We start from the raw sequence: 22,755 nt of genomic DNA, 5'->3' as shown, positions 1-22,755 counted from the left end.
CTTGGACAATATCGAAGCCCTGCGGATTGCCTTTACATTGGAAAAAGAGCAACGAAACGCTACCGTGGGTGAAAGACTGTCAATGAAACAATACAGCGGATTTGGCGGTCTTAAATTCGTATTGAACCCCATAGCAAATGAAATAGATATCAACCATTGGAGGAAAACCGAACACGATTTATTCCCCATTACGCTGGAACTCCACAAACTGCTCAAAGAAAAGTCCGAAGACGATAAGCAATACCGCCGATACGTGGACAGTATGAAAAGCTCCGTGCTGACGGCTTTTTATACACCTCCACAGGTAATTGATGCAATTTCCGAAACCCTGCGGGAAAGCGATGTAAATATTCAGAAATTCCTTGAACCCTCCGCAGGTATCGGCTCGTTTATACAATCCTTTTCCGAAAACCAACAAACCAAAGTAACTGCCTATGAAAAAGATTTGCTGACAGGCAAAATCCTAAAACACCTCTATCCCGAAAGCAATATCCGTGTGAGCGGTTATGAGGAAATCCCCGAAAAGGAACAAAATAGCTATGATGTTGTTGCAAGCAACATTCCGTTTGGCGATACTTCCGTGTTCGATCTTACGTTTTCCCGAAGCAAAGACCCCGCAAAAATACAGGCTGCCCGTAGCATACACAATTATTTCTTTTTGAAAGGAAACGATATGCTCCGTGAGGGTGGTTTGCAGGTATTTATTACTTCGCAAGGAATTTTAAACAGCCCCAACAATGAGCCGATACGTAGGGCGTTAATGAAAAGCAACCATCTGGTGTCGGTTGTCCGATTGCCAAACAACCTGTTCACGGAATATGCAGGTACAGAAGTCGGAAGCGACCTGATTATCCTGCAAAAGAATACGGCAAAACAACCTCTGAGCGAATTGGAAGAGCTGTTTTGCCAAAGCAGGCAGACCAAATACGATACTTCAAGCAATGCTTTTTTCCGTGACGGTACGAGGGTCATACATACCGACCGTAAGATAGATACCGACCCATACGGAAAACCTGCAATTATCTATACGCATAAAGACGGTGTTGCGGGGATTGCCAAAGATTTGAAGCAAATGCTTTCCGAAGATTTTGGAAAGCACCTGAATTTTGATTTGTACAAAGGCGAAAGCAACGATGAACCTATCGTACAAATTCCGATTACGCCAACGCCGGCACCTCCGGCTACTGAACCCGAAATCATACAACCCGAACGACCGCGTTTTACTGCACCAGCCATTGTACAGGAAAGCCAGCAGGAATTAAAACAGCTAAGCATTTTCGACCTGTTTGAAAATGTAAATGAAACCGTAGCGGTTATTACCCCGCCAAAGAAAACCACCCAAGCCAAAAGACAAACGACAAAAAGAAAACGTACCCCAAGAGGTCGGCAAACCGACCTCTTTAGCGGAGCGATGCAACAGTCCTATACATCTCCAGCATCAAACGGCACGGTCAATAAAACCTTACAAACCAATGGCACAAAACAGAAAACAATCGGCGATTTATTTTCACAGGCAAACAGTAATGGCCAAGCCGATAAGTCAGCCGGTACCGTACCTGCTACTGTTCCCGAACCTGCTCCGTACAGTGACGAACTCCAACAGTTTCACCGTAACGATTGCCTTGTCGTAGATAACGGTTGGGTCGGCTATTTGCAGGAAGTGGATAAAAGTGATGCAAGGGCAATATTCCACCCGTTGCAGTTACCGTCTTTGCAAAAAGCAAGAGCCGAAGCATATATCCAAGTTCGTGATACCTATATCGACCTCTACCAAAAAGAAGCCGAGAAACATTCAGAACACAAGGAAGAAAGGGAAAACCTTAACCGCTTATACGATGCTTTTGTCAAAAGGTACGGAAATCTCAACAGTGCGGACAATATCAAGCTCATCAAAACAGACAGTGTAGGCAAAGAAATGCCCTATCTGGAGCGTGTCGTTGGTGGTGTAATCCATAAGGCAGATATATTCAGCCGTCCTGTAAGTTTTTCTACCGCAACCATTGCAACGGACAATCCCGAAGAAGCGTTATCGGCTTCGCTGAACAAATACGGAAGCGTGGATTTGGACTTTATGTCCGAAATCAGCGGTATGCCTGCTGATGCTTTGAAAGAAGCCTTACACGGTCTCATCTACTACAATCCATTGCAAAAGGAATATGAAATATTCGAACGCTGGGTTGCGGGCAATGTAGTGGAGAAAGCCAACGAAATAAGAGATTACCTCGAAAGCAATCCCGATGATACCCAAGCTAAAGAAAGCCTTACCGTTTTGGAAGAAGCCCGACCAAGACGTATCGAATTTGAGGAACTCGATTTTAATCTGGGCGAACGCTGGATACCCACTGGCATCTACGCCCGATTTGCATCGCATCTGTTCGACGCAGATGTGAAAATCCACTATTCGGACAGTGCCGATGATTTTTCCGTCACCTGCAAACAGAAAAATGTCCATATATGGGATAAATATGCGGTCAAAGCCCAAAGCCGGACGTATGACGGGATTGCCCTGCTCAAGCACGCCCTTGTCAATACCACACCCGATATTTCCAAAACGGTACAGGTTGACGGAAAGAATGTCAAGGTACGGGATATGGAAGCCATACAAATGGCGAATACCAAGATTGACGAAATCCGAACCTCCTTTAACGATTGGCTCCACGCCCAAAACGATGAGTTCAAGATAAGGATGACTGACCAATACAACGACACCTTTAACTGTTTTGTCCGACCGCACTACGACGGTTCCCATCAGGTGTTTCCGGAATTGGACCGAAAAGCATTGGGTATTGAAGACCTGTATTCAAGCCAAAAGGATGCTGTCTGGATAATAAAGCTCAATAACGGTGCTATCTGCGACCATGAAGTAGGTGCCGGAAAGACGTTGATAATGTGCACGGGTGCACAGGAAATGAAGCGTTTGGGACTGGCTCACAAACCGATGATTATCGGGTTGAAAGCGAATATACCTGAAATTGCCGAAGCCTACCGCACCGCCTATCCGCACGCTAAAATACTCTATCCGGGCATTGATGATTTTACGCCCCAAAAACGACTGCGGATTTTCGGAGATATTAAGAACAACGAGTGGGATTGTGTGATATTGACCCACGACCAGTTCGGAATGATACCCCAATCGCCCGAAATACAAAAGGAAATCCTGCAATCCGAACTGGACAGTGTGGAGGAAAATCTTGACGTTTTGCGAAGTCAGGGCGATGAAGTAACCCGGGGTATGCTCGCCGGAGCAGAGAAACAGAAAGAAAACCTCGAAGTCAAGCTGAAAACCCTGCAACACGACATTGAAAACCGCAAAGATGATATTGTGGACTTCAAGATGATGGGTATCGACCATTTATTTGTAGACGAAAGCCACCAATTCAAAAACCTGATTTTCAACACAAGGCATTCAAGGGTTGCAGGATTGGGCAATCAACAGGGAAGCCTAAAGGCACTGAATCTTTTGTTTGCTATACGGACTATACAGGAACGTACCGATGCGGATATGGGGGCAACTTTCCTTTCGGGTACGACTATCAGCAATTCACTGACCGAATTGTACCTGTTGTTCAAATACCTGCGACCAAGGGCTTTGGCAAAACAGGGCATTAACTCGTTTGATGCGTGGGCGGCAATCTACGCAAAGAAAACAACCGATTATGAGTTTTCGGTCGCCAATAATATCGTGGCAAAAGAGCGTTTCCGCTACTTTATCAAAGTGCCGGAACTCGCTCAATTCTACTCCGAAATCACGGATTACCGTACCGCCGAAATGATTGGAATAGACCGTCCCGAAAAGAACGAGATATTTTACAACATACCTCCAACTCCAGACCAGGAGAAGTTTATTGAAAAGCTGATGGAGTTTGCCAAATCAGGCAAAGGGGAATTACTTGGCAGAAAACCGCTATCTAAAAAAGAAGAAAAAGCAAAAATGCTTATCGCTACGGACTACGCTCGAAAGATGTCTTTGGATATGCGAATGGTAAGCCCCCATTACCAAGACCACGCCGATAACAAAGCTTCCCATTGTGCAGATAATATTGCTAAATATTACAATAAATTCAATGCACAGAAAGGCACGCAGTTCATCTTCTCGGATTTGGGAACATACAAGCCAAATCAGTGGAATATCTACTCCGAAATCAAACGTAAGCTCGTGGAAGACCACGACATACCTGCACACGAAATCCGCTTTATACAGGAAGCGAAGAATGACAAGCAACGAAAAGAGCTAATCAAAGGAATGAACGAGGGCAAAATCCGTGTCCTTTTCGGTTCTACGAGTATGCTCGGTACAGGTGTGAACGCACAGAAAAGAGCCGTTGCCGTACACCATTTAGATACGCCGTGGCGACCGTCCGACCTTGCGCAAAGGGACGGTAGGGCTATCCGCAAAGGCAATGAGATTGCCAAGCATTTTAACGACAATAAAGTGGATGTAATCATCTATGCCGTTGAAAAATCGCTGGATAGTTATAAGTTCAACCTGCTGCACAACAAACAGCTATTTATTGACCAATTAAAATCCAACAATCTTGGTAAACGGACGATTGACGAAGGTGGTATGGATGAAAAGTCGGGTATGAATTTCTCGGAATATGTAGCTATCCTTATGGGCAATACCGACCTTTTGGACAAAGCTAAAATAGAGAAACAGATTGCCGGATTGGAAAGCGAAAGGCAATCGTTCAATCGTTCAAAATCAAGTGCCAAGTACAAACTGGAAGATTATGAGGCAGAACTTGGAAAAGCCCAATCCCGCTATGACCGTATGAGCCTTGATTGGAATAATTTGCAGGGACGTATCCAAAAAAACACTGACGGTTCCGTTGCCAACCTTATTAAATTAGACGTTTTGTCGCCCAATGCGGATATAAAACAAATCGGTGCAAAGCTCAATCAGCTTGCCGACAAATCCCGAACGGGTGGGGATTATGAAGAAATCGGTAATCTGTATGGCTTTCAACTTTTGGTAAAAACGGAAATGTCACAAAAAGAGGGGGTGGATATTCGTGTAAACCGTTTTTTTATTCAAGGTGAGGGTACTATCAAATATACATTCAACAATGGTGTAATGGCAAAAGATCCCGAAACAGCTTCACTAAATTTTATTAAAGCATTGGAAAAGCTGCCCACCTATATCAGAAAAGAACAGGAGAATATGGCAGATTTCCAAAAAAACATTCCAATACTTAAGGAAGTAATCAATGGTACGTGGACAAAAGAAAACCGACTTAGCGAACTCAAAACGGAGTTGGCGGCAATTGAGCGGAAAATACAGTTATCTAACACTCCGGAACCAATAGAAAATTCTACAGAACAAGTCGAAAAGCAGCAAGAAAATCCAAAGGCTATGGAAAGCGTAGTACCGACAAAAAGTATTTATATGTCACGGGGAGTATTGTAAAAACATTTACCCATTCATACATTTTCCTAATCACAACATCTCAGGTTCGTTCAATTTATTTCTGGACTGTGATTCATTTCAAAATTGATGAATAAATAGTAGCATAAACCACTACATTACAGAAATAATCTTACACCCACATATCTTATCTGTAGCTCGTTTTGAATCCAAAAAATCAAACAAATTGAATTGTATGTTGTTCTGTCTATGTGTTCTATCAAAAAAAGTCTTTAACATTTCATTATTAAAAGAGAAAAGGAAATTGATAATAATAATATACATCTATGAAATTAGCGATAAAAATAATGGCAATAGCAGGAATACTGTTATTTATCCAAGCGTGCGATAAGGACGATATCAACAAAATCAAAATCCAGAATCACGATGACAATGAAATGATGACTATCATGCACAACATGATGGATGAGATGATGGCCATGCAAATGCCCCCCGACCCTGATAATGCTTTTGCTCTGATGATGCGAATGCATCATCAGGGAGCGATCGACATGGCAAATAAGGAACTGCAATCCGGCGATGATGCGCAAATGAGGGAGATGGCCCAGAAAATAATTAAAGACCAGAAGGCTGAGATTCAAGAATTAACCACATTTCTCAATGGTCACGTACCGCATCTAAATGTTCCCGAATTTGTTACAGAGCAGATGAAAAATATGGAACGCTCAGGCAGAGTGACAGATCTCCAAATCATTAATGGAGACACGGATCACGATTTTGCCATGTTGATGATTCAGCATCATCAAAATGCAATTGGAAACGCAAAATTGGAACTTATTTACGGACACGAAAGTGCTATGCAGACAATGGCAAAAAATATTATTGAAAAACAGGATCAGGAAATCTCGGAGATTCAAACCTGGTTATTAGCTAATAAGAATAGATAAATAATTTCTCACTTTAAACAATAAAATTATGTCACATCAACAATTTCAAAAATGTATTGACGAATGCTACGCCTGTGCTGTAGCTTGTAACCATTGTGCAGCTTCTTGCTTGCAAGAGGACAATGTAAAAATGATGGCTCGATGTATCCAGCTTGATCTGGAATGTGCAGCCATATGTAGAGCCGCAGCCGAACTCATGAGTTTGGGAAGCCAATATAGCCGTCACCTTTGCAAGCTATGTGCGGAGATTTGTAGAGCGTGTGGAGATGAATGTGCTAAGCATGATATGCAACATTGCAAAGAGTGTGCGGATGCTTGCTACAAATGCGCAGAAGCTTGTGAGCAAATGGCAACGGCGGTATAATCTCATTATTGGTAGAAGTCTAAAAACCTCCAATGAATTCAAACTGGGTAAAGAATTTCAGGACCGTTTCCATTTGTAAACGATAGTTAGGGAAAGAGGAAAATGGACTGGCTCCTTCGCCGAATAATGATCGACGGGAGTGTAAAATAAACTGTGTCAATGGTTGAATTACCGCCCCGCGGGGCGGTAATTCAACCATTTTTCTTATTGCAAATCTAACACCATTCTTCCCGGAAACCAAATTGCTAATTTCTGTGCTGTTGTTCCCCAATTGGCTAGTGGCATCGTCCATTTCTTCTTAATGTTGTTATGTGCTAAATAAATCAATTTCAATAACGCTATATCGGAGGTGAATGCACCTTTAGTTTTGGTGACCTTACGCACTTGGCGATGAAATCCTTCGATCGTGTTAGTCGTGTATATCAACTTTCGGATGGATTTATCGTATCGGAAATAGGTGGTCAGACGATCCCAGTTGCGTCGCCAGGATTCAATGACCACAGGATACTTTTCACCCCATTTATCCTGAAGTTCATCCATCCGAAGCTCGGCTAGATCCAACGTATCGGCCCTATATACGGGTTTTAGATCGTTCATGAACTCCTTTTGATCCTTACTGGCTACATACTTTAGGCTGTTTCGGATTTGATGTACTACACAGGTCTGTACTTCGGTGTCGGGAAAAACACTCTGTATCGCTTCGGAAAACCCTTTTAAATTATCGATACAAGCAATTAAGATATCCTCTACGCCTCGATTTTGTAAATCAGTCAATACGCTCAACCAAAAGTTAGCTCCCTCATTCTCCGAAACATACATCCCTAACAGATGCTTATGTCCATTTCGATCAATGCCAAGAATATTGTATACTGCCCGCGAAACAAACCGATGGTCTTCTTTTACTTTGTAGTGCATGGCGTCCATCCAAACAATCGTATAAAGCGAGTCTAGACTTCTTGATTGCCACTCCTTGACCTGGGGAATGATCTTATCGGTAATCGAAGAAAGCTAAAATCGTCTCACGTTTCTTAATAAGCTGGGGTTCGAAGTTAGACCGACGGTCACGCGGAGTATCGATCTCGATAGTGCCATCTGAGGTGCGAATCTGCTTGCTGGACTTGCCGTTACGACGATTACCACAAGAGCGTTCAGCTTCATCCAGATGGCTCTCAATCTCAGCTTCTAGCGCTGCTTCTAAAAACTTTTTCATTAAAGGAGCAAAAGCTCCGTTCTTGCCATAAAGTGATTCACCACTACGTAACTGTTCTAGGGCCAGGTCCTTCATGGACTCAAAATCAAAATCGCTTTCCTTAATACTCATAATTACTATGTCAAAAATAATACTTCTGTTTATTATCCTTGACACAGTTTATTTTACAGTCTCTGATCGACAAAATCGTCTTTTGATTTTATATTTCGTCCTGTTCTTCCATTTTTTTAATCAAAGCATCACGTAAGCTGTCAAGGAATTTCGTTCGGTTCAGCTTTCTTGCTTTGAGTTCCAAAAATGTATGGTAAAAATCGCCCAAATCAACATTAAAACTGTTTTCAAAAAATCTGACTATGGTTATAATATCTGTATTCCCATTATTGAAGACGGCTTGAGAATGCAGTCCGTAAATCAATTCCGTTAAAGCCGCTTTGCTTCCCGTCCAACTTAATGTTGGTAGGTCTATTGATTTATCTTTATAGATTATGTTGTGAAGTTGGTCTTCAAGATAAACTTGAATCAGGTCATTGGCAATTATTTTTGCCGCCTTATAATCGTGGGATGTAGAAAACCGGTGGTCGGTTTCAAAATAAACCGTGTCCAAACTTAACTTTATATCGTGTTTGCCCCGAACAAATAACTTTTCATCTACAAATGAACTGCCTGTTCGGTAATATTTATAGAATTCAAGGTTACTCTCAAAATACCGTTTGAGTTTCCTTAGCTCACCATTAATGTATTTCCTAATAGCTTTTATATCATTAGGTTTTTTTGTCTCTATTTTATAGATAGCGTTATAGTAAATGAGTTTTGCAACAATGACTGGTTTTTGATATTTGAAAAAGTGGATCTCTTCATTTATACTATCAAAGCCATTTTTTAGTGTATATTCCTTTATTTCGGAAAGTCTCGATAATATCAACTCGATAATAACTTCATACAAAGCTATGGAACCATCCAGTTCAAGAGACACCTCTTTTATTTCATCTTCTAGTTTCTTTATTATTTCCTCGTAATAATTGCTCATTAAGTAACATTTTTAATTCATCAAAAGAGGTCGGATTCTAAATCCGACCTCATAGAAAGTCAAACTTAATAGGACAAATTCAATCCGAACCCCCAGCCCATATCGCTGTCATAATGGGTAGTAGCGGCAATGTTTCTGGTCAAAATGTATTTTAGACCACCCATATACTCTTTGTCTGTGCCATTTTTGTACTTCTCATTTTTGCAGTTTCACCTACAGGAATATCTATAACAACGTGCGTGGAACCCGCCGCTGCTTTTTTTGAGAGTACCGAAGCAATTAGCTGTCCCTCGCTATCTATATCGAGGGCTTTTTCGATTTTTATCAGCAGATCATCTGCCGGGCTTAACTGGGCTGTTCCACCCCAAACGATACACCCCCCTTCCTTATGAACCACTTCTTTTATTTTTTCAGGGGAAAGCGTTACATTGGTAAATACTTCCATGGTATCTGCAGTACCGGCAGGCGAGGTAATGGCACGGGAAGACGTTTTGGGCATTGTAAGGCCAAAGGCAGTAACAATGGCAACTACCAACGGTGTTGTTCTATTGCCTGGTAACCCTCCGATGCAATGCTTATCAACAACAATCTCCTTGTTCCAGTGCAATTGCATACCAGAAGCAATCATGGCTTTTGTAAGATAGGTGATTTCATCAAGATCCATTCTATTTCCGGCACAGGCGGTAATAAATGCTGTGAGGTCGATATTGGAATAATTGCCCTGAACTATATCCGTAATGATTTCATTGTACGCCAAGTAATCCAGTTTCTGATTGTAGATTTTTGCCCGTACGTGGCTTAAAGATTTAATAGGTTCCAAATGTGAAACATACAAAGTTTCATTTGGGGAAACATTCAGTTTTTTTGCTGCGGCGTCCGATAACCCAATTTCATCAGTCAATAGAAGATTGGATGAAATTACATTAAGACTTGCTACGATTGAGTCCGTTGCAGTGGATATTCTAATTCGGGTAAGTGCCTCAAAGCCTTCTGAAGCACAAACGTGGCAGTTTTCATGCATATATACTACATTCTCGTTTTGAGTGTAGATTCCGAGATGTTTGTATTTTAAGATATTAGATTGGTTTTCCACTTTTCCTGTTATTAAAATTTACGTTTTGAGTCTATTTCCGAAGGAACCGTCTGTACTATTAACACTCTAAACTTATTCATTATCCATCAACGAGTTAAAGTATTCAACTAACAGCTTCTTATCTTCCATGCTTAGACGAGCACCCCCATGCATCCACGTATATGAACTCAACGGCATTTTACCTTTCTCGATTTGCTCAATAATCTGGCTAAACTTTGAGTTTATCCTTCTCGGGCTGTAATTTGGCAAATCATCAAAGTTCAATTTCTCTTTTCCTTCGGTTATATGATCTGCCATGAACCAACCCAAAGGCTGAACATTAGTGTACCAAGGGTATTGGGTATTATTGCTATGGCAGTCATAGCATGATACCGACAGGATTGCATTAACTTTTGCATCGACCTTAAATGAATCAACAAAAACCTGGCCCGCAGGAACCGGGGATAGGTTCCTTTGGGGGGTTATAAATTGCATTAACACAAACACACTTAACAGAACTGTTAAAATTACTTTGTATGCTTTCGTTCGTTTTCCGTTTTTTTTCATGATCTAATATTAATCAAGTACCATTATCCCCGGTCATAGAGACAGCAACTCGGTAAGTCGTCATAAACCGCCTTGGGAGCCTTGTCCAGCTCTGTATCGTGACCAACATTAGCAATAGCTTTGCTTATGGCACTTTTTGAGGTTACTTTTGAATCGAAATCCAAATGGATAACTTTGGCATTAACATCCCAGTTTGCGGAAATCACCCCCTTGACACTTTTGGCCGCTTTCTCAATCCGGCTTTTGCACATTTCACAATTTCCTGATACTTTCAACATATCATGGGTCTTATTGACATTGGTTTGAGCATCGCCATGCTGATGTCCGGCAGCCGATGCTGCGCCATCGTTATTCATCATACTGATTTTACCTTCCAGCTGGGCACTTGCATCAACGGTGAAAGCTCCCTTGGTCACGATTTCCTCGCCATTTTCCAGCCCCGACATAACAACATATTGGTCGCCCAATGAGGGGCCCAAGACGATCTCCCGAAGTTTAAAAGCAGGCGTGGATGTATTTGGCTGTTTTACGTAAACTATGGAGCGCTTCCCTGTCCATAAAACCGCCGACTTGGGAATGACCAACTCATCGTTGTAGCCCTTTAAAGGAGCAGTGATCCTTGCTGTTGCATACATTTCAGGTTTGAGATTGCGATCCCGGTTATCGGCTTCGACCCTGATTTTTGCCGTTCTTGAATTGGCATCAAGGATAGGGTTAATAAAGGCAATCCGCCCATTATAGACTTTTCCGGGCAAACTCCGTAATGTATATTCCAGCTGATCTCCCACCTTTAGAAATGGCAGATCTGTTTCATACGCATCAAAAACCGCCCATAACTTGGAAAGGTTTGAAATGGTGTACAAGACGCTCCCTTGGCCGATATAATCGCCCGGGTTTACATTTTTTGCTATGACAACACCACTTGTATTCGCATATATATTGACGTAGGGTGAAACTTCGTTGGATGTCAATATTTTGCTTATCTGATCCTCTGACACCTTCCATAAACTCAGCTTCTCTTTCGCGGCATCCAATAGGAGGGGCTGCATATCCTGCAATTTTGCAGCTTCGAGCAATTCTTGCTGCGCCGTCAATAAATCAGGCGAATAGATTTTGGCTATCAGTTGTCCTTCTCTTACCGACTCGCCAGTAAAGGTTACGTAAAGATTTTCAATACGGCCATTGACATGCGATGTTTGGGATTGTTGTAAACGTTCGTCCACCTGAATAGTCCCATACAGTTGGACATCTTTAACAGCGTCTTGGTGGCCGACAATCGAAGTCTGGATATTCGCCAATGCTATGGCTTCTTCTGACATCTGGATGGCGTCATCGTCAATTACATCATCACCTCCCCCGGATGATTTCAAGGGAATTAGATCCATTGCACATATCGGGCATTTCCCCGGTTTATCCATTCTGATCTGGGGGTGCATGGAGCAAGTCCATACTGTTTCCCCGTCCTCGGTCACTTCCATTTCAAGGTCATGGCTGTGATCATGGGACGAATTCCCGCCAAATATCGCCCAGCCAAGCAGTAGTCCGGACAATAATATAACCCCGTAAGTTACCGCCTTATTTCTAAAAATATTTTTCAGTTTATTCATTGCTAAGAATTTCAAAATAATTGCATTATTTATGGTCTGCTAATAATTTTTTTATTGACACAACCATCGTATTATAGTTGGCAAGGGCCTCAGCTTTCCTAAGCTGATAATCCAATAATTGCCGCTGCACCTGAATAACGTTGGTCAAGTCACTTTTGCCTGTAACGAACTCTTTTACGATCAGGTTATATGTCGTTTGGGCGAGCGTAGTTTGTTTTTCGTACAGCTCGATGGCACGCTGAGCATCATCCAGTTGGCTTTTGAGACTGTAAAACTCGCTTTTCAAAGTGTTGAAGGTGTTTTTAAAGTTCTCTTCGCTTGATTTTCGCCATAGCCTGCTTTCGTTTTGCTGGGCATTGTATTTTTTACGGAAGAGTGGCAGGCTCACTGAAACCATAGGCATGACCATATCCTTACCGTTCATCCCGTCCATGGCCAGCATTGAATTATTCGTCCTTCCCACAACCATGTATTCCACACCGATACCAATCATGGGATAACTCATTTTCCGATCCATTTCCGCTTTTGCCTTAAATGCCAAGCCTTCTTCGGCAATCATTTCAAGCATGGGGTTGTTTGCCTCAATAACCCTTAGTGCCTCTTCCTCGCTATATAAAAAATTCAGCTTGTGGATCTCTTGTCCCAGCATGACCTTTTCAGTTGCTTCCCGATTCAACAATGCATTGAATTTTGCTTTTTCGGCTTTAATCTGAGCATGTAAACTTTCAATGTTATTTTCAATTTCGACAATTTCCAATTGGATACGAAGCACCTCTGACATACCCGATCCGGAGCCACCTTCCATTGCTCCCATGCCACCACCGGACGGCATACTCATATTCTGATTAGTAGCAGGAGCTGAATTGCCTCCTCCCATACTCATCCCTCCCATACCCGATGAAGCACTAGATCTGGTTGGTGAGGAAGGCGTATTACTGCTTACGACGGGTGCTACACTTGATTGTGAGGTGCTTGAGGGCGCAGAGAATTTCCGTATTGCCAATTGTTCCAATTGTTTTAGAAACACTTGGTTTTCCTGATTATTCTTGAGTTGCTCGTTCAATTTTTGCATCGTGTACCACTGTGTGCTGACCTGAAGGATCAGATTATTTATGGCTTCCCGATACTGTTGATCTTGCATATTGGCCATATGTGTAGCCTCTGTGCGAGCTGCTTTTCTCGTGCCGAACCATGGAAACATTTGCATCAAGCTCACATTTCCAATAGAACGCCCTCCTATAATTTCCATAGGCATCGTATATGCTTCCATGGACAATTCGGGGTCTTGGTATGCTCCGGCTTGCGGAATTTTTTCAAGGTATGCCTCATGCGCATACTTTTGTGATTTTACACCCGGATTATTTTCGATTGCGACTTGTATATAATAGGACAGCGAATCGGTGGGGTAGTCTTGGGCTAAAGCTTGCGAAAAAATGCTTAAGCTTGTTAATACAGCCACGGTTATATACCGATTTATCTTATTCGTTTTCATTCGCTATATTTTTATTATTTTTTCTATTTTCTTTTTTAGTGGCAGATTCCCTCCACCAGCACTGGAATACTGGAACCACAAACATGGTCATGGATTGGATCAGCATGCCGCCGAAAGTCGGGATGGCCATTGGTACCATGATTTCCGCACCTTTACCGGTAGAGGTCAGGACAGGCAGTAAGGCGATCAGTGCTGTAGCAGTGGTCATCGCTGCCGGTCTGACACGCTTTAAGCCTGCGTATATGACTGCTTCCCGTATTTCATCTTTTGTTCTGGGGTTCCGTGCTTCAAATGTATCGTGGATGTATGTTCCCATTAATACACCATCACTCGTCGCCAGTCCGAACAGGGCGATAAATCCTACCCAAACGGCAATGCTGAGATTGATGCTGTGCATCTGGAACAGATCCCTCATATTTGTCCCTCCGACAGAGAAATCCATAAACCAAGGCTGTCCGTAAAGCCACAACAAAATAAAACCTCCTGCAAGAGCTACAAAAACACCGGAAAAATGAATTAACGATGCTGTAACCGTTCGGAACTGAAAGTAGAGAATTACTAAAATGGCTAACAAACTCAGTGGTATAATAAGCATTAGCCTTTTTGCGGCACGTTCTTGCTGTTCATAATTTCCGGCAAACTTATACGTCACCCCGTTGGGTAAATCCAGTTCTCCAGACGCTATTTTTTCCTTTAGGAGTTGATCCGCTTCGTATACTACGTCGACTTCCGCTATGCCACTTTTTTTATCAAAGATTACATAACCCAACAAAAAGGTATTTTCACTTTGGATCATCTGAGCGCCCTTGGCATATTCAACATCCACCACATCCCCCAATGGAATCTGAGCTCCTGTAGCTGTCGGAATGATTATTTTTCGCAACGCATCCGGGTCATCCCGTAATTCTCGTGGGTAGCGCAGGCGAACGGGAAACCGTTCCCGGCCTTCGACTGTAGTGGTCAACGTCATACCGCCGACTGCCGCACTGATTACTTCCTGAAGCTCGGCAACGGTAATACCGTATCTGGCCATTCTATCCCGGTTCAGATGGATTTCGATATAGGGTGCGCCAACAGCCCTGTCGTAGAAAACGGTCGATGGCATAACAGATGGAACATCCTTTAAGGCTGCTTCCAAGGCCTTGCCACCGATTTCAATCGACTCCAGATCCGGACCCGAAACCTTTAGCCCCATCGGAGCCCTCATTCCCGTAGAAAGCATTACCATTCTCGCTTCTATCGGTTGCAACTTAGGAGCGGAAGTCAATCCGGGCAGATGGGAAACATTGACGATCTCTTGCCATATATCGTCGGCCTTTTTAATTTCAGGACGCCATCTGCGGAAAAATTTTCCGCTTTTATCTTCAATCAGACTGTCCCGTGGTATGGAACGGAAACCATCGGAAACAGCATAGGTCTTGTCACCTTTCAACACGAATTCTCCGGAACTGTTTACCTTGAACCTTTCACGATGCCCGTCTTCATCCAGATAAAATTCCGGGATATAATTGATCGTATTTTCAAACATCTGTGTAGGAGCCGGATCAAGTGCAGAATTCACACGGCCCCATTTTCCTACGATAAGTTCGACTTCCGGTATGTTTTGAATACGTTTATCAAGTGTTCTGATCAATTGCAGGTTTTGTTCAATCCCAGTATGCGGCATACTGGTGGGCATCAAAAGGAAAGAACCTTCATTGAGGCTTGGCATAAATTCCTCCCCGATACCGGGAAATGTTTCGGTGGATTTTTGCCAGAAGGCAGTCTCCCGAAATGATTTCCAACCTGTCTTTTCGAAGCCATTTGCAACAAAACCAAAACTCTTCTCTACGCCCATCCATGCTAACATTCCGAATAATAAAGTAATGATAGGGATGGCCATGAATTTCCACCGGTTGGAAAGTGACCATCGAAGAATCTGTTCATAATAGATCACCAATGCCCATAACATTCCCAGGATGGAACCAATGGCAAAGAATACGAACACAAAGTTAAGTGTGGTGCTTGCCTGCGTGCCGAGTGGCAGCCACTCAACCGTCAGGTAATACATCGCTACAAAAAGTGTGATAGCTACATTAACGTAGTTGGCAATTTTTTCTCCTTTCCATCTTGGTGTAAACAGGTTGTTGACTCCGATCAAAGTCAATGCGAACGCGACAAAAACACCTGTATAGATCCAAAGAGCGATACCGGCAACTACCAAAACGTAGTTGGCTATCCGGCGAACTTTACTCCCATTGATACGGATTGAAAATATATAATAAGCCAGTGTTGGCAAGATAATAATGCCTAACACAAAGGCTGAAACCAAAGCAAAGGTTTTGGTGTATGCCAAGGGACCGAACAACTTACCTTCTTGTGCTTCCATCATAAAAACAGGTAAAAAGCTGATGATCGTGGTGAGCATCGCCGTTGACAAAGCACCCGACACTTCCGCAACAGCGGTGGAAATCAAGTTTACAAAGGCTTTCCCCCGACTCTCAACACCCTTGGCTTTTTCTTCATCCATATGGCGTAGTATGCTTTCGATAAAGACAATCCCCACATCCACCATGACCCCAATGGCAATGGCGATTCCCGAAAGGGCAACGATATTCGCCTCGACCCCCATTTGTTTCATGATTATGAAGGTCGCCAGTACGCCAATGGGCAAGATACTGGATATAAGAATCGATGCTCGCAGGTTGATCACCAGCACGATCACAACGATAATACAGATCAGGATTTCGTGTGCTAAAGCATTTTCCAGCGTCCCGATGGTTTCCTGGATTAAACCCGAGCGGTCATAAAACGGAACGACGGTGACTTTTGAAATAGTCCCATCCTCTAATGTTTTTTGAGGGAAACCTGCCTCCATTTCTTTGATCTTCGCCTTGACATTATTGATGACTTCCATGGGGTTGGTTCCATGCCGGGCAACTACTACACCGCCAACTGCTTCCACGCCTTCCTTATCCAATCCACCGCGTCGTGTGGAGGGTCCCAAATTGACAAACCCAACGTCTTTTATCTTTACGGGAACATTATTGCGCACAGCCACTACGGCATCTTCAAGATCCTGGACACTTTTAAGGTAGCCCAATCCACGCACCAGATATTCCGCTTTGTTTATTTCGATCGTCTCTGCACCGATATCCAGGTTGCTGTTTTGGATAGCCGACATGATATCCATTACGGATACATTGTATGCGCGCATCGCATCTGGATTGATATCGACTTGGTATTCTTTTACGAAACCTCCGATGGAAGCCACTTCGGAAACCCCTTCCGATGCTGCCAAATTATATTTGGCATAGAAATCCTGAATCGTGCGCAGCTCATCGGGGTCCCAGCCTCCTGTAGGTTTTCCGGTTTCGGGATTGCGTCCCTCCAGTGTATACCAAAAGACCTGCCCCAAAGCAGTGGCATCCGGCCCGAGCGTGGGCGTTACATCGGATGGTAATGTGCCGGCAGGCAATGAATTCAGTTTTTCCAGAATACGGGAACGGCTCCAATAAAACTCAACATCCTCTTCAAAAATGACATAGAGGAAGGACATGCCGAACATCGAACTGCTCCGGATTGTTTTTACGCCGGGGATGCCCAGTAAGGAGGTCGTGAGTGGATAGGTAATCTGCTCCTGTATATCTTTGGGAGACCTCCCCATCCATTCGGTCGCAACAATTTGCTGGTTCTCCCCAATGTTCGGAATCGCATCGACCGGCACAGGATCGCTCGGCAACGCATTTTGATGCCAATTAAAGGGCGCTGTAATCAGCCCCCATATAAGGACAACCACAAGTAATAACAGTGTTATTACTCGGTTCTCCAAAAAATATTTGATAATTTTTTTAAGCATAACATATACATTGTTTACATTTTAATATCAGATACCAGCCTACAGAAATCGACCGGTACCTGATATTTGAATTTCAAATCTTAATCAGCGTTTTTACTTCAGTTCTTCCTGAACTTCACCACATGTTAGCATATCTTCACCATAGTAAGGGTTTTTGACCTCTTTGCTATCGCTTAACCAATATGCTCCTTTGTTGTCATCGTACATCGAGCAAAAAATCTTGTACATGGGCTTTTCGGTGCCGAATTCTTTTGTTATATCATAAAAATCCTTGCTCAAGATCACTAAATGTTCTCTTTGATGAGCGATATTGCCTATGTTATCACCTATGTGCTCCGAATGTTCCTGAATATCAGCAGCGATGTCATCGAAGGTGCTTTTCTGTTCTGCACTAAAGCCCTCGGTATTAATCTTGGGGAGTGCTTCCAGCATGCCTTTAGCTGCATTTGCGGCTTCTTTATCATTATCGGAAGACAAAGCAAAAGTCAGGTGCTGGTAATGGGAAAAAAGTTCCGAAAAAGTTCCCTGGTCGCTTGCAGCGTTGCTTTCGTTGGATACCGTTGTTTCAGTATGGACGTCGCTTTCTGATTTTTTTTCAGAAGCGCCATTGCATGCTGCCAAGGTCAATACGGATGAGGCTAGTAAGCCTACAAATAAATGTTTCATTGTCATGATTTCTGTTTTTAATAATTAAAATTGATTTATGTAATTTGTATATGTAGTATTATTTTCAAAATATGATACTTCCCCGTTGTTGCCCGTAATTGCTATTATAGCAGTCGCTTTATCTATCTGCTTTTTGGAAAATGGATCTATGGCAACGCGTGTAGAAGGATCTTTTGGAATACGTTCTTTACACATCTGGCAACATCCGTAATATATTTTTCCTTCAAAATTTACCTCAAATTGTTTTTTGCCCATGTATTCATTGTTGACCATGCATACCTCTTCCGACGGAACTACATCGCCCATTTCAAAGGCATTGTGGTCACGGGTATTTGTATTTGAGCTTTTTGAAGTATATGTATTGTCTTGCACCTTTAGTGTAGGGTTATTGTTGCATGAACTAAATATGACTACAATAGAAGTAACGATCCCAATCAATAGACATCTCATAATGGCTGACTAATTTAATTTTTCAATAGTACTACCGCAGGTCAGCATTTTTGAACCGTAATACGGGTTTTTGATATCCGTACTTTTACTTAACCAAGTTGCACCTTTGCCATCGTTGTACATCGGGCAGTTTTGGTAGTACATAGTTGTTTTTTGCTTTGATGCGTTTGCCAATTCATAGACATTCTTAGAAAGTAGGGCAAATGCCCTCCGTTGCTTTACGACGTCTTTCGATTTCGAGATGTTTTCTGTGTTTAAAGACAGTTCCTTCATGACCTTCATCCATACGGTATGCTCTTTGGGAGAAAGTTCACCCATATCCACTGTTTTAATAACTGTGGCTAATTCAGTAGCATTTGAAGATGCTATATTTACATCTGCGTTTACCAAAGCATCTTTTATGGAAAAATACTTGTCAAATACGGCATGTAATTGTGATAAATTTTGTGATGGAATATTCTTTGCTTGAGCTGTTCCACCATGGTTGTGATGTTGCTCGTTCTGGTTTTGCGCAAAGCTGTTTGCTGCGGATAGTAATACGGTGATTACCATCAATATTTTTGATATTGATTTCATTTGGAACCTTATTAAGTATTAAAAATGGTAAATAATCAAAAGCCAGATCTGGCTTTTAATAAAACATGTATTGCGGATAGGTGCAAAATCAACCGATTTCGCACACCTATGGCTATACAGTACTAATTTAACTTATTTTAGGCGGTTGCCAAATGGAAGATTCCCCTGTAGAATAAAAGGGTTCTTTGTATAAAGGGTATGATTTTTTACTTTTAGAAAAAACAGGATTTTGAGCGTTCCTAAAAAATGGGGGTGTTGCAGAAAAACTATTAGAAGAGCTGTGGCAGGACGTAGGTCCACAATTTCCAGAGCATTCATTGCTCGTGTCATCCTTAGACTTACAGCAGTCTTTCTCACATTGATCTTCTGAATGATGCTGCTTGTTGGCACTGCAACATGACTTCTCCTTGATAACAATTTCTTTGGAATGCGATTTACACGCATAGGATTGCATTGGGATTATAAAAAAGCCCAATAAGCATATAATCATTAATATGTTTATCCTTTTTAACATGTAAAAAACAAAAAAACTATTGCAAAGATAATGGTATTTTTCAAACCGGTTCGTTTTTTTTGAAATAAATGGCAGATAAGTTTCTCTTATCCGCCATTTATTTTTATTCCATGAGCATTATAGTGTCAGTTACATTTCCTGCTAGCGTTCTTTTAAATCTTTCACTCAATAATATCGAATCAGAAATTCATTATTAATTTAACACTGATATTTCGTCCCATATTGAATACACCCATACGCCCGGTTACGGGGTTTTCAGAAGCATACTTCAACCTACTTAAATGGTTCTGATAAGCTATATCAGCAAGGTTTTCGCCACTGATGTACAAAGACATAAAGTCGCTTCGGTTGAATGCCTTTATATTTGTCCCAATTCCTGCACTTAAAAGCGTGTAAGCTGGTGTTGCGGTTTCCGTTCCGTAAGCACTGAAAAATTTATCCTGCTTAAAGAAACGGTCAAGACCGAATTTGATATAGGCGTTAGAAAACGTATGATTAACCTCCTTTAATTCAGCTTTGATTTCTCCCCTGTATCGTGGGGCAGGAATAAACGGCAAATACTTTGAGCTTTCGGGCTGGTTGCTTTGGGTAGCCTGAACATAAGAAAATGAGTTTTCCAAATGCAGCCAATCCATCGGATGGGGATGTATATCCAGATAAATTTCGCCACCAAGCAAGGTGGCATTTCCTGAAGTATAATGAAACCCAGGAGCCGGGTCTGTGGGGTCAGGAAATATCTCTGAACCATCATTCGCCGCCATTTTTTCCAAATAGATATAGTTTTGAATGAAGTTTACAAATGGGGTAAACTCTAACGTGATATGTTTGGAATTAAGGAAATATGCAACATCCACCTGATGGCTGATTTCTGATTTTAAATCAGGTCTTCCGATGATATACCGAAATGTTCCCTCGTGTCTTCCGTTGGCAGAAAGCTCTGTGCTGTTCGGTGCTCTGAAACCTCTTGATACGTTGAATTTGAATGTGGAATTTTTATCCGCTTTGTACGATAATCCCAAACTCCCCGAAATGCCATTGTAGTTCTTATCAAAGGCAGTAAATTTCAAGCTCGCATCGGAATTTGTACCGGAAACAGGATTGTCGTCTTCATCGAGGTAAAGTTCTTGGGAGTTCATATACCTGTTGTCGAACCTGATGCCTCCGGCTAAAGTGAGCCTGTCAAAAAAAGTTTTCTGTGTGAAAACAAATCCACCTGCATCAAACAGATAATAGGCAGGTATCATAAATTCCTCCCCTTTGTTGGTATTGGACTGCCACATACCACCGATACCGACCGAAGTTTCCCAATCGTTTGACTTTTCAAAATTATATCGCACATTATAATTCAGCGTGTTCAAGTCAAAGAACAAAGCCGGTTGGTCGGGAGCGGAAGGGTCTTCGTGCTCTCTTCGCTTGTTATTTTGAAAACCGAAGTCGGCATTAAGTGTTCCTTTATCCAATATGAAATAACTGTTTGAAGCTACTCCAATATGATTTATCTTCTGATGCGGAAAACCTGTTTTATACCCTTTCAAATCTTCGTCCGTTGCAACCATTTCATCACCATTGGCATTTTCGTAGATAAATCTTCCTAATTCATCTCTTTCTCCCTCTACAAGGTTAAGGGTGTTGTTATAAGAGCTTACGGTCAGGTGCGAGTGTCCCCAGCTTTTGTTTATTCCCAAAAACAAGCTGCCGTTGAGTTCCTTAAAGCCCGAATTAAACACTTTACCGTCATAGGCGTTCTGATAATTGCCCGCAAATTTGTTGCTGAACCTGCCGAGCCATTGGAAGCCGTCTTTATTCCCCGCATTGGAAACGGAGTAGCCTATGAGGTTGTTATTACTTTGGTAATTGGTAGAAACCTGTGTTTTTACCTGTCCCAACGGCAAAGCTTTCGGAGCAAGGAAATTAAGTACTCCCGCAATACCGTCCGAACCGTACATCAGGCTTCCGGGACCTTTGACAACTTCCACCCTGTCCACCGCATTCTCGTCTATCTCGATACCGTGTTCATCGCCCCATTGCTGTCCTTCTTGCCGAATACCATTGTTCAATGTGATTACTCTGTTAAATCCCAAACCCCGAATGGTCGGCTTTGAAATTCCTGCACCGGTAGTTATCTGGTTTACGCCGGGTATGTTCCGCAAGCCGTCTATCAAATTGGTGGCAGTATTCTGTTTCAAGGTATGACCGTCCACCGCTTTAACAATAACAGGGCTTAGCTTTAGCTCTGTTGAGCGGGCTACACCTGTAATAATCAATTCGTTCAGCTCTGTAACAGCTGGGCTTAACAGAAAGTCCATAACCGTATCTTTTTCAATGGTTATTTTTTCGATTATCGACTGATATCCTATAATGCTTACTTCTAAAAGATAAATTCCCCGTTTGAGATTTCTGATTTCATAATTACCGTCTGTGTTGGTTGATGTTCCTGTTTTAAGGTCGGCAATATAAATCGATACTCCTGCTAAGCTATGATTTATGTCTTTGGCTTTGATCGTACCCGAAATTTTGTTTTGTGCAAATATGTTTTCAGTTGATAGTAATATGGCGATTGCCATCAAAATTTTTGATATTGATTTCATTTGGAAACTTAAAAAGTATTAATAAGGATTCTATAAAAGCCAGACCTGGCTTTATAAAACGTGTATTGTGAATAGGCGGTAAATCAACCGACTTTGCACATCTATGGCTATACAGTATTAATTTAAGCTATTTTAGGCGGTTGCCAAATGGAAGATTCCCTTGAAGAATAAGCGCGTTGCTGGTATAGAGGATAAGATTTCTTACTTTCAAAAATTAAAGTATTTTGAACATATTTAGAAATCTGGGGTGTTGCAGAAAAACTATTAGGAGAGCTGTGGCACGACGTAGGCCCACAATTTCCGGAACATTCATTGCTTGTGGCGTCTTTAGATTTACAGCAGTCTTTCTCGCAATGATCTTCTGAATGATCTTGCTTTTTGTCACTACAATATGATTTATTCCTGGTGACAATTTCTTTGGAATGAGAATTACAGGCATATGACTGCGCTGGGATTAAGAATAACCCAAATA

Annotated in this window: 13 protein-coding genes and 1 pseudogene; 3 read left to right on the top strand and 11 right to left on the bottom strand. The window is 42.1% G+C overall.

Going from position 1 to position 22,755, the window contains the following annotated elements:
* Window position 1 precedes the first annotated feature (1 nt).
* From HMPREF0766_RS02040 to HMPREF0766_RS22670, 3 genes are all read left to right on the top strand, one after another.
* The gene (locus tag HMPREF0766_RS02040) at window positions 2-5,407 is read left to right on the top strand and encodes an N-6 DNA methylase (RefSeq protein WP_428834889.1); all 5,406 of its coding nucleotides are present in this window, start codon (window positions 2-4) and stop codon (window positions 5,405-5,407) included.
* A gap of 284 nt (window positions 5,408-5,691) precedes the next feature.
* Entirely contained in the window at window positions 5,692-6,312 is a 621-nt protein-coding gene (locus HMPREF0766_RS02035; RefSeq protein ID WP_002993226.1) for a DUF305 domain-containing protein, read from the top strand.
* Between the two features lie 28 nt (window positions 6,313-6,340).
* On the top strand, window positions 6,341-6,676 hold the full coding sequence (locus tag HMPREF0766_RS22670; protein WP_002993225.1) for a four-helix bundle copper-binding protein: 336 nt from the start codon (window positions 6,341-6,343) through the stop codon (window positions 6,674-6,676).
* A gap of 204 nt (window positions 6,677-6,880) precedes the next feature.
* Here HMPREF0766_RS22670 and HMPREF0766_RS02020 read toward each other — a convergent pair.
* From HMPREF0766_RS02020 to HMPREF0766_RS01965, 11 genes and pseudogenes are all read right to left on the bottom strand, one after another.
* Window positions 6,881-7,997 (bottom strand): annotated as a pseudogene (locus HMPREF0766_RS02020) (IS256 family transposase).
* A gap of 88 nt (window positions 7,998-8,085) precedes the next feature.
* Window positions 8,086-8,913 (bottom strand): RteC domain-containing protein, encoded by an 828-nt coding sequence (locus HMPREF0766_RS02015; protein ID WP_002993221.1) that lies wholly within the window; start codon window positions 8,911-8,913, stop codon window positions 8,086-8,088.
* A gap of 151 nt (window positions 8,914-9,064) precedes the next feature.
* Window positions 9,065-10,006 (bottom strand): thymidine phosphorylase, encoded by a 942-nt coding sequence (locus HMPREF0766_RS02010; RefSeq protein ID WP_002993220.1) that lies wholly within the window; start codon window positions 10,004-10,006, stop codon window positions 9,065-9,067.
* Between the two features lie 72 nt (window positions 10,007-10,078).
* Window positions 10,079-10,552, bottom strand: coding sequence for a heme-binding domain-containing protein (locus tag HMPREF0766_RS02005; RefSeq protein WP_002993219.1), 474 nt, complete (start codon window positions 10,550-10,552; stop codon window positions 10,079-10,081).
* A gap of 23 nt (window positions 10,553-10,575) precedes the next feature.
* A complete protein-coding gene (locus HMPREF0766_RS02000; RefSeq protein WP_002993218.1) occupies window positions 10,576-12,159 on the bottom strand; it encodes an efflux RND transporter periplasmic adaptor subunit in 1,584 nt (527 codons plus the stop codon).
* A 25-nt stretch (window positions 12,160-12,184) separates the two neighbouring features.
* Window positions 12,185-13,651, bottom strand: a complete 1,467-nt coding sequence (locus tag HMPREF0766_RS01995) for a TolC family protein (RefSeq protein WP_002993217.1) — start codon at window positions 13,649-13,651, stop codon at window positions 12,185-12,187.
* Window positions 13,638-17,489, bottom strand: coding sequence for an efflux RND transporter permease subunit (locus HMPREF0766_RS01990; RefSeq protein ID WP_002993216.1), 3,852 nt, complete (start codon window positions 17,487-17,489; stop codon window positions 13,638-13,640). The genes HMPREF0766_RS01995 and HMPREF0766_RS01990 overlap by 14 nt, the downstream gene beginning before the upstream one ends.
* 93 nt (window positions 17,490-17,582) lie before the next feature.
* The gene (locus tag HMPREF0766_RS01985; RefSeq protein ID WP_227694340.1) at window positions 17,583-18,155 is read right to left on the bottom strand and encodes a DUF3347 domain-containing protein; all 573 of its coding nucleotides are present in this window, start codon (window positions 18,153-18,155) and stop codon (window positions 17,583-17,585) included.
* A 24-nt stretch (window positions 18,156-18,179) separates the two neighbouring features.
* Window positions 18,180-18,605 (bottom strand): hypothetical protein, encoded by a 426-nt coding sequence (locus HMPREF0766_RS01980; RefSeq protein WP_002993214.1) that lies wholly within the window; start codon window positions 18,603-18,605, stop codon window positions 18,180-18,182.
* A gap of 9 nt (window positions 18,606-18,614) precedes the next feature.
* Window positions 18,615-19,181, bottom strand: a complete 567-nt coding sequence (locus tag HMPREF0766_RS01975; protein WP_232046363.1) for a DUF3347 domain-containing protein — start codon at window positions 19,179-19,181, stop codon at window positions 18,615-18,617.
* Window positions 19,182-19,874: 693 nt separating this feature from the next.
* Window positions 19,875-22,283, bottom strand: a complete 2,409-nt coding sequence (locus HMPREF0766_RS01965; protein WP_232279791.1) for a TonB-dependent receptor — start codon at window positions 22,281-22,283, stop codon at window positions 19,875-19,877.
* Window positions 22,284-22,755 lie beyond the last annotated feature (472 nt).

Origin of the sequence: Sphingobacterium spiritivorum ATCC 33861 (genome assembly GCF_000143765.1) — a bacterium.
In the GTDB taxonomy this organism is placed as follows: domain Bacteria; phylum Bacteroidota; class Bacteroidia; order Sphingobacteriales; family Sphingobacteriaceae; genus Sphingobacterium; species Sphingobacterium spiritivorum.
This window is presented reverse-complemented; position numbering and strand designations above follow the sequence as displayed.